The sequence below is a fragment of the Gemmatimonadaceae bacterium genome, assembly GCA_036003045.1.
Classification (GTDB): domain Bacteria; phylum Gemmatimonadota; class Gemmatimonadetes; order Gemmatimonadales; family Gemmatimonadaceae; genus JAQBQB01.
This window is the reverse complement of record DASYSS010000005.1, coordinates 1-9,150: the sequence shown is the minus strand read 5'-3', so window position 1 is coordinate 9,150 and position 9,150 is coordinate 1. Positions and strand designations below refer to the sequence as shown.

At 64.6% G+C, this 9,150-nt stretch carries 10 protein-coding genes; 1 reads left to right on the top strand and 9 read right to left on the bottom strand.

Going from position 1 to position 9,150, the window contains the following annotated elements:
* From VGQ44_00705 to VGQ44_00675, 7 genes are all read right to left on the bottom strand, one after another.
* On the bottom strand, window positions 1-402 hold a 402-nt coding region (locus VGQ44_00705), incomplete at its 3' end, for a hypothetical protein (protein HEV8445306.1).
* A gap of 39 nt (window positions 403-441) precedes the next feature.
* Window positions 442-3,012 (bottom strand): hypothetical protein, encoded by a 2,571-nt coding sequence (locus tag VGQ44_00700; GenBank protein ID HEV8445305.1) that lies wholly within the window; start codon window positions 3,010-3,012, stop codon window positions 442-444.
* Window positions 3,009-4,133: a DUF4956 domain-containing protein gene (locus VGQ44_00695; protein HEV8445304.1), complete on the bottom strand. Its 1,125-nt coding sequence runs from the start codon at window positions 4,131-4,133 to the stop codon at window positions 3,009-3,011. Before VGQ44_00695 ends, VGQ44_00700 begins: the two co-directional genes overlap by 4 nt.
* 76 nt (window positions 4,134-4,209) lie before the next feature.
* Window positions 4,210-5,301: an AI-2E family transporter gene (locus VGQ44_00690; protein HEV8445303.1), complete on the bottom strand. Its 1,092-nt coding sequence runs from the start codon at window positions 5,299-5,301 to the stop codon at window positions 4,210-4,212.
* 14 nt (window positions 5,302-5,315) lie between these two features.
* Window positions 5,316-5,783, bottom strand: coding sequence for a response regulator (locus tag VGQ44_00685; GenBank protein HEV8445302.1), 468 nt, complete (start codon window positions 5,781-5,783; stop codon window positions 5,316-5,318).
* Window positions 5,784-5,971: 188 nt separating this feature from the next.
* Window positions 5,972-6,553: an Hsp20/alpha crystallin family protein gene (locus VGQ44_00680; protein ID HEV8445301.1), complete on the bottom strand. Its 582-nt coding sequence runs from the start codon at window positions 6,551-6,553 to the stop codon at window positions 5,972-5,974.
* 221 nt (window positions 6,554-6,774) lie between these two features.
* A complete protein-coding gene (locus tag VGQ44_00675; protein HEV8445300.1) occupies window positions 6,775-7,413 on the bottom strand; it encodes a response regulator transcription factor in 639 nt (212 codons plus the stop codon).
* Window positions 7,414-7,799: 386 nt separating this feature from the next.
* On the opposite strand from VGQ44_00675, the gene VGQ44_00670 reads away from it, so the two are divergent.
* Window positions 7,800-8,060 (top strand): hypothetical protein, encoded by a 261-nt coding sequence (locus VGQ44_00670; GenBank protein ID HEV8445299.1) that lies wholly within the window; start codon window positions 7,800-7,802, stop codon window positions 8,058-8,060.
* Window positions 8,061-8,422: 362 nt separating this feature from the next.
* Here VGQ44_00670 and VGQ44_00665 read toward each other — a convergent pair whose 3' ends face one another.
* Window positions 8,423-8,878, bottom strand: a complete 456-nt coding sequence (locus VGQ44_00665; protein HEV8445298.1) for a DUF6326 family protein — start codon at window positions 8,876-8,878, stop codon at window positions 8,423-8,425.
* Between the two features lie 57 nt (window positions 8,879-8,935).
* A partial coding sequence (locus VGQ44_00660; GenBank protein ID HEV8445297.1) for a hypothetical protein occupies window positions 8,936-9,150 on the bottom strand: 215 nt, incomplete at its 5' end.

Genomic DNA, 9,150 nt, shown 5'->3' with positions numbered 1-9,150 from the left:
GGCACTCGGAGTCTGGTATTCGTGGTTGCCGGGAGACGGATGCAGGCTCTTGATGATTCCCTTTTTCGGGTCGCCCCAGGACGGCGCGAAGCACTGATTGAACTGGGCGGTCGTGCCGGACGAATACGCGTTGTCGCCCAGCGTGAAGACCGCGTTGTCCACTCTGGCGATGCTGTCGGCACGAAGGACGCTGTCGACCAATCGCGCCGTACCATCGCTCAATCGCTGCGAACAGCTGGCGATGTCCCCAACGCCGATCATCACCGAGGCGCCGCTCAGTGACACTGCGGCCGCCGGCGACGCGGCGGGCGGCGGCGTGAGGTCGACCGGTGGCTTGCAGTCCAAGACGAGGAATGCGATCACCAACGCGACGAGTGGACCCCTGGACCGCCTGAACCGCATGACCGTTCCTTGTGGATGGAGCGAGGCGAGACGCGTCGCTCAGAAATTCAGACCGAGCCCGAGTCTCACTCCGGTCTGACCCGGCTCCGTCGTTCGCGTCAACGTGACGACGGGCGACGCGTCGACCCGGCCAAGCCAGATTCCTTCGCCGGTCCGCGAATGCCATCCGCCCGGTGAACTCCCGCCGACGTACACCCGACCTGCCTCGGCGATGCCGAGAATCCCGGCGCGCAGGGGCAATAGGGCCGTGAATCGCGCGACGAGAATTCGAAGTTCAGACGTCGCGTAGACCGACGCGTCGCCCACGTAACGCTGCGGATCCATGTAACGCGTGGTTCCTTCACCACCGATGGCCGCCCCTTCGTAAAACGGAAAGTCGCCATACAACTTCTTGCCGCCCGTCCGAACGACGAACAACGGATGCGTCGGCACGGGGATCGTGACCGATGTGCCGATCGAGGCGGCAACCTCCTCGAACGGCGACCGGACGTCCATCGCGGCGGGGAAGTATGCTCCATTGAGCTCGATCAGTACCCTGTGATGCGTGTGCTCCTCGCTGTCGGGCGTCGCCCGCCACTCGTACTGCGCGTCGAGTCGCATCCCCGCTTGGGTAAACGAGCCAAACCCGTACGGGCGAGCGGTCGCCAGATATGGACTTCGTGCACTGTCGGTGACCGAGTGCTGGATGACGGGCCCCAGCGAAATGTCGGTCGTCGACCCGATCGCGAGCGCGACCGCGGGATGAAACATCCACTGCCGCTGATGCACCGCGAAATACGGATTGGTGCCGCCGGAATCGGCGGTCGCGTTTCCGAAGCCATTGAAGTTGGTGAATTCGAAATCGGACGCTCTCGCGATGGCCGCAACGTGGATTGGCGAAGACTCCAGTCGCCGATCCGCGTCGACGGTGACGCGCGCTCCGTGAAATGCGGCGGCGTATTCGCCATCGATCGCGAGCATCGACGCGTACGGGCGCTGGTCGAATCCATACGTGTACTGCGCGACTCCGATTCGCGGCGTGACACCGACGCCACGATGGTCGCTGATTCCCACGCGGGGCGTGTATGTCGTCCCCACGTCGGCGCCCGGTGGCACCAGCGTTCCGTTGCGCGTTTCCCAGGGGCGCCGATCGAACATCGTATCCGGTCCATACGACACGCCGCCAACGGTGCCCGAATCGTAGAAGCGCGCCGCGTGCGGCTTTCCGGCGACCGTCGATGAATCGATGAACGTGTTGGTGCCGTTCCCGCCGATGACTCGGAGCGAAAGGCTCGTCCGAACATGCCCCGTCACGAGTGCCGTATCGTCGCCGCCGTGCAGGTAGATGAAGATCTCCGACGTCTCGCGCGCGTCGAAGCGTCGAGCAAAGAAAGTTCTTCCTCCCGACTCCAGGCGGACGTCGACGACGCCGTCGCTCGTCCGCGTGACCAGCGCGCGATCGGCTGAATCGCTCCCGTGCACTTCGACGCGGGCGGCCAGCAGACGGTAGTACTCGTCCGCCGCCTGGGGCAGCGCGTCACGGCGCTTGATGAGCACCGCCTCGAGCCTCGCGACCGACGCCTGATACTCGAGCGGCATCGCCCGCGCGGCGTCGGCGATCACCGCGTCGGTGACATGGGCTTGCACGGCCAGCGCGATGGAATCCCACACCGGCTTCTCGAGCCCCGACAGGAGCCGCGCGTCGAAGGCTCTCGGCTGCGTGAGTCCAACCACGTCCGGCGCGTTGCCGAACGAGATCAGGCTCGTTTTGCCGATCGCGGCCAGTCGCAATAGAACACCGTCATAGGACACGAACGCGTGGTCTCGGTCGCGCGAGATGGGTTGCCATTGTGTCTTCGGCCCCGTTTCCATCCGCGCCCACTTCCATTGACCGGAGTGACGATCGTTGTCGTTGATCAGGAAATCGGTCAGCCGCGCGGTAAGAAACGCGCGGGCGTCGGCGTGCTCGCTAGGGTCCTCGTTGAGGAGCTTCAGCAGCTCCGGGCTGTCGATGATTTTCGTCGCGCCGGCAAACCCCGGCGCGCCCTTCGGCGCGTTCGGGTACTGCTCGATCATGCCGAGGCGTCCGGCGAAGTCCGCGCGGAACTTGCCGAGGGCGGAATCATTCGGCATGACGACAAGCACCGCGGTCGGATGCAGGACGCCGCTCGCGTCGAGGATCGGCGCCGAGATTTCGGCCGCCGCCGGATGCTCGGCGCTGATTTGATCCTGAAAGAATCGACCGACGGGTGTACGCTGGAGTCCCTCGGGCGTGCCGGTCGCGCCCTTGTCGGAGAGGCGGAACACGTACTCGGTGCCGTCGGAGGTCACGAGACGCAGTGACTTGGTCTGCATCCCACCGCCTTCCTTCGTCGGATGAAGGCCCCCGAGATACGTCTGCCACTCGAGCACCGGGACTCGAATCGGCATCGCCCACAAGTCGCGGTACGTGCCGCCGGCGAACCATCGATAGAGTGTTCCCGCCTGGTAGCGCGGTCCGGCGGCGACGGTGGCGCTTTCCGGCTTCAGCGCGGGCAAAGGCCCAGGCTGTGCCGCGGCGGGCCATGAAACCGCTGACGCGAGGGTCGCGGTCCCGATGACGAACGACGCGGCACGCCATGTGGCGTTCATACGGGCGCCTCGGCCTTCTTGCGCTCCTGACGAACCTCGCCGGCTTCCTTTGCCAACGCGTCGCCGACTTCCAAGTCGGCTTGAGCGATGAACCCGTTGCTCCCCGACCTGATCGCCGTCACCATCGCATCGCGGGTCACCGATTTGCGTTGGCGGATGAGATAATACAGCTCGGACGGCTTGCCGACGTTCGTGACGACTTCGTCGAGCTTCCATCGTTTGCTGACGTCATTCAGCGTCTTCTCGATGTGCTTCTGTGCACCGTCGATCTCGGACGTGGTGACGGCGAGGACGGCGTCGAACCTCGGCTTTTTTCCGCTTCGTCCGAGGAGAACGCGCACACGCTCGAAGCGTTGAGCCAGCGCCTCCACTTTTTTCGGCGTCAGTGCGAGCACGAGGTCGCGATCGGGAACGACGTTGCCGCCGTGGTCCTTCCCGGCGAGATCACCGAGCGGCTCGGCCCATTGCGACGAAGCAGTCGGTTCGAGCACGGTGCGCCCGAAATCGTATCGCCAGAGGAAGACGAGGACAAAATTGAAGATGCACGACAACGTCAGTGCGATCGTGATGTCCTGAACGCCCGCGGCGAACCCCACGGCGATGGCGAGAAAGATGAACACGATGTCGCGAGAGTCGGACATGTTCGTGCGGAATCGGACGGCGGCAACCACGCCGCCAAGGCTGAACGCGAGGGCCAGGCTGTTGCTCACGATCAGCACGACGCCGGCAACGATCATCGGCAATACGATCAGCACTTGCACGACGGACTGGTTGTGTCCTTGGGCCGATCGCGCCGACATGTAGACCCACGTGACCGGCAGCATGAGCGCCAGCGTGCTGAGCAGAATGAACGCGGTGCTCAAGCCGAACGTGGCGCGCTCCACGAGATCAGCGGGTGGTGCCTGTGACTGGGCGGCCGAGATACTGTCGCGCAACAACGCCGCCGGCGCCTTCGCAAGGTGTTTGAGGTGGTCGCCCGTCAATAGGCCGTCGAGGGCGGGAAAGAACGTGAACACCACCAGGCCGATGATCGCGAGAAGCGCGTAGTAGGCGGCAAGGCGCCGAATCGGCCGCGAGGAGCCGAGCGTGAGGTACGACATGATTCGCGTGAAGAAGCTCATCCAAGGAGCCTACGCCTCATCGCGGCGATCACCCATCACACGAACGGGTGAATAAGTAGGTACGCCGGCGGCGCGATCAGCTGTCGAGCAATTCCCCGATGTGTGCGAGCGTCGGCACGTGATCGCACACCAGCTTCACGCACACGGTGAGCGGCACGGCGAGCACGGCGCCGGGGATCCCCCACAGCCATCCGAAGAACAGGAGTCCGAGAAACATCGCGACCGTGTTCAACGGCAGGTGACGTCCGAGGGCGAACGGCGTTATGAAGTTGCTTTCGGTCAGGTGGACGCCTACGAAGGCAGCGGGGGCGAGGAGGGCACGAGCGGTCGGATCGACGCCGGCCAAGGCGGCGACGGCGATGAGGCCGACCGTCACCATGGGCCCGACGTACGGAACGAAGTTCAGTAGCCCGGCGATACCGCCCCACAACACGGGATTCGGAACCCCCACGGCCCAAAGCGCCAATGCGGTAGTCGCGCCGACGCCGATATTGATCACGGCCACCGTCGCGAGAAAATGCGAGGCCGCGAGCTCGATCTCACCGAGCAGGTGTTCTCGACGCTGCAGCTCGTAGCCTCCGGGCAGGAGACCGGCGAGCTTGCGGCGCACGAGAGGTTCGTTGGCGAGCAGAAAATACGTCAGGAACACGACGCTCAGCGCGACCGGGATGGCTGCCAGGGAGTCGACGGACAGCTGATCGAAAAATCCACGCGTCGCGACTTGCACGGTCCGTGGTGCGTCGGGGGCGGGCGGCGCGGCCGCCAGCTGCATCCGATCCACCGATCGCTGGAGCGCGTCAAACGGCATCGTGATGTGCCGGACCTTCGCCTCGAGAGCCACGATCGTCGCGGGAGCGGACAGGATCCATTCCATGGCCGGCGAGGCGAGGAGCGTTGTCGCGCAGATGCCGCCGGCAAGTGCGCCGAAGACGACGACTGCCGCTGCCAGCCGGCCGGGAACGCGCTTGCGCTCCAGCCAGCGAACCGGCGCGCTCAGGGTGAGCGTCAGCAGCAGCGCCACGACGACGGGTAGCACGAGCGACCGACCGAGCCGCAGCGTCGCGATTACGACAAGGCTGCCGAGGACGATCGAGATCCGCGATGACGGTCGAGGTGACCGTAGAGCGTCTCCGTCATCGCCCGACCCCGCCGACGGGTCGAACTGCAACGCGGCCAAACCGCCTACACCGGTCGTGGCGGCAACGCGACGATTTCCAACCAGTACCGCCCAAGCACGTTCATCGCCTCGACCAATCCCGAGAGGGTGACGGGCTTCGTGATGAATGAGTTCACGCCGAGGCGGTAGCTCCTGAGGACCTCGGCATCGGAGTTCGAGTTTGTGAGAACCACTACCGGAATGTCGTGCAGGGTGACGTCCCCCTTGATGCGTCGCAACGCCTCGCGTCCGTCCATTTTCGGCATGTTGAGGTCGAGCAGAATCAGGCCGGGACGCGGGGCTTGACCGGTCTCACCCGCGAACCGGCCGCGCTGGTACAGGTAGTCGAGTAGATCCTCACCGTCATCGACGAATCGCAACTCGTTCGAGATGTGCGCGTCCTTGAGCGCCTGCTCGGTCAGCACCTGGTCATCTTCGTCATCGTCGCAGATGACGATCGTGATCGGGACCTTGTGCCTGTCGCGCATCATCATGGGGTGGGCTCCGCGCCCGACTGGGTGACCGGGAGAGCGATGGTGAACGTTGCGCCGTGGCCGATGCTGCTCGTCACGGCGATGCGCCGCCGTGACCCTCGACGACCTTTTGGCAGATGGTGAGCCCCATGCCCGAACCTTGGAACTCCGTCCGAGTGTGGAGCCGCTCTTCGAGGCGACCTGCCGGGTCACGACGTGCTACGAGGATGTCCGGGGGGGGACGTCTTGCTCGACCCGTTCGGAGCCGCCCCCGGCTTCAGTGCGCCACGAACCTCGGGGCGCGGCACAACACCCGATGCGTTCTCGGCATGATCCGAGACGGTTTTTACCTGAATCACCGTCGCCTGCGGGAGCGCCGCGTTCGGAATGTGGAGCTCGAGCAAGCCGTTCGAATACTCGGCGGTGATCATCGACGCATTGACATTTGGCGGAAGCTGGAAGCGGCGCACGAACGTTCCGTCATGCCGCTCGATGAGATGGAATCGCGCGCCGATCTTCCCCTCGTGCCGCGGCGATCGCGTCCCGCGAATGGTGAGCATGTTCTCTTCGGCCGTCACCTGCACCTGATCCGGCGCGATCCCTGGCAGTTCGACGGCGAAGTTCAGGGCCGCCTCCGTCTCGTGGATGTCCGTCGTGGGACTCCACTCGTTCAACGTCGGGTGCGCGTTTCCCCTCATGGTCTGTAGTCCGAAGCTGGTTTCGAGCAAACGCTCGAAGTCGAACAACAGACGAGAGGAGCCGGGCATCGTTGGCAAAGACGTGCTGTTCATACAGCCTCGGTGCTATCGGGGGCCCCGACTGGCTGAGCCTGGATGACCGGGTCCCGATGGCCTCCAGCATCTGCTGCAAGTGTGCGCTCCACGAGTCGCGGAATCACATGGAACAGAGTACGCCTCATCGGGGCGTGCGAGCCATCACACGAAGGGGTGAATGGCGGCCTACGCCTTTTGGCGGAGCGGCCCGGCGGGGACACCCCGCCCTCCGATCTCGTTTACGCGCCGTCTCGCCGCGAGTACGCGGCGATTTGGAGCCGCGTGTGCAACGTCAGCTTTTCCATGACGTTCCGCACGTGGCTCTTGACCGTGTGCGCCGCAATGTTGAGCCGTTGGGCGATTTCCTTGTTGCTCAGCCCCTCGCCGATCAACTCGATCACCTCGCGCTCGCGCCTCGTCATGCGCACGTCCTCCAGAACGCGCGCGCGGCCCTGCGCGGCGCTCGCGGTGCTGGCGATTTGCGAGAACAGAGATTCCGCCATGCGCGGCGGCAACACCTTGCCCCCGGCGGCCACTGATCTGATGGTCGTCACGAACTCGTCGAACGTCGCGTCCTTGAGGACGAATCCCGACACACCGGCATTCACGAACTGCACGATGTCCTCGTTCATCGGGATGAGATCCATGACGACGATCTTCGTACGTGGCGCCTGTTTGGTGAGGGCGGCGGCCACGCCCAGGCTGTCGTCGTCGACCAGCCCGACATCGAGGAGCAACACGTCTGGCTTGACCTGATCGAGGAACGCTGTATCGGCGACGCCCGTTCCGACGACGCGCAGATCGGGAACCCGATCCAGCATCGCGGTGAGCGCCTCGCGCACGAGGCGATTGTCGTCGACGATCGCAACCGTGATCATCGCGCCGGGCGGGCGCGACGCCGCCGTGGAAGTCGTACGCGCGAATCGTGACGTGGCAACAAGAAATGGCCCACCGGGAAGGGACCTACCGACGAGATGAAGTTACCGCCGCCCCCAACGGCGGGCATCCCGCGCCATCGGCGATGCCCGCCGTTGGGCGGCACTGGCTCGAAATCGTCGCGCGGCCTCCGGCACCCGCGTGAGCCGTCGGACGTGCGCGGTGATTCTGAGCTAGAGCACTCGGCGTACTGCTCTTTTCACCCGTTCGTGCGATGGGTTGTCGTCGCGAGCAGGGTCATGCTTCATGGCATGGGTTCTCGTCGTCCTCTGGTCATGCGGCTGAAGCACGTTTCACCAAACTCGCTCGGGGAATTGCGGGAGGCACCGTGGACACACAGCAAGGCGGCGGATTCACCGGCGCGTCCGTGACGGGCGACCCAAGTCGGGAGCGTCGTTCATTGATGCGGTCGCCGACGGCGACACCCGGGGAAGTCGCCGCTGAACCGGCGCCATTTCCGTCGAAGACGAGCGCCGCTCCCATCGAGACTTTCTTTCCGGATTGGCGACGCCGACTGAACCGGAATCTCTCGCGACGAAGCGACAGCCGCTGGGAACCGCTCACGCACGTGCACCCGGCCGAGGGGTAGCACACGCGGATGGATACGTAGGCGGGCGGCGAGGCCGGGCGTGGTGTCACCTCAGCCGCTCCGCCAAAAGGCGTAGGCCACCATTCACCTAGTTGGTCCGCCGACAAAGCGGCCACGCGCCCGAGTAGACGAAAACGTAGACGGTCGGCCATCTCGCCGCTCGTTGTGCCAGGCTCAATGTAGCAGCAGGTAGCGAAGCGGTTCGCAGTGGTCACTCTGGGTCCGAAGCCCTCACAGCTGTAGCGCCTCAAAGGGCATGCGCGTCGGCAATCGCCTGATCCACATCGCACGCGACGACTGGCGAGCGATGTGTGATCGTTGATCGCTCGCCAGCCGCCGTTCCCGTGTGAGCGTGGACCCGTTCAAGAAGTGGTGATCGCGGCTGCCGGTTTGCGGACAATCGGCTGCGAACTCGCTGCGGCTTTGGCGTCCGACCACGTCCATGCCTGCCAGACGATGATCGAGGTGCATACCGTTTCGATGGTCGCGAAGAACAAGTACTCTGGCAAGGCAGGCGGCCGTCCCAGCCCGATGAGCGGCGGAATGAAGGTGAGGAAGCCGTTGACCAGGGTTACGATGCTGCCGGCGATGATGTTCGCCAGCCGGTTCGCTCTGAGCGGAAGAAACCGACACGCCACAATCATGGCCATCGGTATTTCCATCAATACGGCCGCACCCGCGAGAGCCAATTGCCCGAGGCGCGGCGTGTCCGCTGCCGGTGCTCCGAGAAGGGCCCACAAGGCCATGACGTCCGCGTACAGATAGTTGAGCAACGCGAAGATCCACAACAACGACAACCGCTCCTTTGTGTCGTGCATGTCAACCTCCCAGGGAATGGTGATGGCCGTCGGCCAACGTGTTGGCGGGATCGAGACTCACACGACCATCCGCCGTTCGGTCCGCAAGCGGCGCAGCTCCGACACCCACAGCATGAGCGAGAACAGCCCGTTCACGCCGAGCGCGATCAAGCACCATATGAAGAGCAACGCGTCGCTGTACCGGCTGCGATTTCCGTTGTTGCTGAAGTGGAGCGCCGGCATGCCGATCGCCGCGAGCGCGACGAACAGCATGATGATCCGCCCGGATCGGA

What these genes read in the sequence shown, in the direction of transcription:
- VGQ44_00700 (HEV8445305.1), bottom strand. Translation starts at nt 3,012, where the DNA reads ATGAACGCCACATGGCGTGCCGCGTCGTTCGTCATCGGGACCGCGACC.
- VGQ44_00695 (HEV8445304.1), bottom strand. Translation starts at nt 4,133, where the DNA reads ATGAGCTTCTTCACGCGAATCATGTCGTACCTCACGCTCGGCTCCTCG.
- VGQ44_00685 (HEV8445302.1), bottom strand. Translation starts at nt 5,783, where the DNA reads ATGATGATGCGCGACAGGCACAAGGTCCCGATCACGATCGTCATCTGC.
- VGQ44_00680 (HEV8445301.1), bottom strand. Translation starts at nt 6,553, where the DNA reads ATGAACAGCACGTCTTTGCCAACGATGCCCGGCTCCTCTCGTCTGTTG.
- VGQ44_00675 (HEV8445300.1), bottom strand. Translation starts at nt 7,413, where the DNA reads ATGATCACGGTTGCGATCGTCGACGACAATCGCCTCGTGCGCGAGGCG.
- VGQ44_00665 (HEV8445298.1), bottom strand. Translation starts at nt 8,878, where the DNA reads ATGCACGACACAAAGGAGCGGTTGTCGTTGTTGTGGATCTTCGCGTTG.